Here is a 1,220-nt window from a genome sequence, read left to right as displayed (position 1 = left end):
ACCGCACGGTGGTGTTCCGCTGATCTGCTCTCCCCTTCGCGTAGCGAAGCGGATGACGGGGAGAGGGAGCTTTGTCGTGCACCCTCCCTTTCGCGCAGCGAAGGGGAGGGCTGGGGGAGGGGTGTTGCACGTTGGCGGGAAGGCGGCCCGGCTTCGCGGCCAAGGCTGCTCCTGCAGAGGCTTATCCCACTACTTCAATCCCGCCTTCGACCAGTGCGATCCGCGTGGCCGCGTCGTTGGCCGAGGACACCGGCCGGGTCAGTTCCCACAGGAAACGTACGCGGAAGCCGCTGATCGCCGCGTCCTGCGCGCTCCACAGCACGCAGTAGTCACGCGCCAAGCCACAGACATGGACCTCGGTGATGCCGCGCTCGTGCAGCCAGCCGGCCAGCCCGGTCGCCGGGCGGCCGCCGCGTGGGCCATGGTTCTCGCGGAAGGCGCTGTACGAATCCACCTGCTGGTCGGTGCCCTTGCGCAGGATCAGGTCGGCCACGTCCCAGCCCACGCGCGGGTCCAGCGCCGCCCCTGGGCTGCCCTGCACGCAATGGTCCGGCCACAGCGTCTGCGCGTGGCCATGCAGGTCGATCACCTCGAACGGCGCACGCCCGGCATGCTGGCTGGCGAAGGAAACGTGGTCGGCCGGGTGCCAGTCCTGGGTGGCGACCACCGTGCGGTAGTGGCGCGACGCCAGCAGCGCGGCGATCCCGGGAACGATGGCATCGCCCTGCTGGCAGGGCAGGGCACCGCCGGGCATGAAATCGGGCTGCAGGTCCACCACCAGCAACGCTACATCGGCTGCGTACATCGACTGTTTCCTGACGCGGGAGTGCCGACAGTCTAAGCGGTGGCGCACGGCAGGGCATGGCCGGGGAATTCCTGCCCGGCGCGGTGGTGGGAAGCGATGGCGCAACGAGGTGGACTTCCCGGGGCGAAAGCCCCCTCCCCAACCCTCCCCTTCGCTGCGCGAAAGGGAGGGGGCAGATGCAACATCTGCGGTGATCTACCGGAGCACGGCGCACTGCAGCCCTACGCGGCCACTTCCCCACGCAGCGTGCGTGCGGCACCCACCATCGCTTCCAGCGCGGCCCGGGTCTCCGGCCAGCCGCGGGTCTTCAGGCCGCAGTCCGGGTTCACCCACAACTTGCCCGGGGGCAGCACGTCGCTGGCCTTGCGCAGCAGTTCCACCATCTCGGCGCTATCGGGCACGCGCGGGGAATGGA

At 69.7% G+C, this 1,220-nt stretch carries 2 protein-coding genes; both read right to left on the bottom strand.

The genetic code is table 11. From position 1 onward, the window contains the following. Positions 1-181 precede the first annotated feature (181 nt). Entirely contained in the window at positions 182-805 is a 624-nt protein-coding gene (locus tag VA603_RS11430; RefSeq protein WP_132863601.1) for a nicotinamidase, read from the bottom strand. A gap of 221 nt (positions 806-1,026) precedes the next feature. Next, on the bottom strand, positions 1,027-1,220 hold a 194-nt coding region (locus VA603_RS11425; RefSeq protein WP_323438913.1), incomplete at its 5' end, for a hypothetical protein.

It is taken from the genome of Stenotrophomonas capsici (assembly GCF_034961085.1).
In the GTDB taxonomy this organism is placed as follows: domain Bacteria; phylum Pseudomonadota; class Gammaproteobacteria; order Xanthomonadales; family Xanthomonadaceae; genus Stenotrophomonas; species Stenotrophomonas capsici.
Note: the sequence above shows the minus strand (reverse complement) of the source record. Positions and strands in the feature narration are given on the sequence as shown.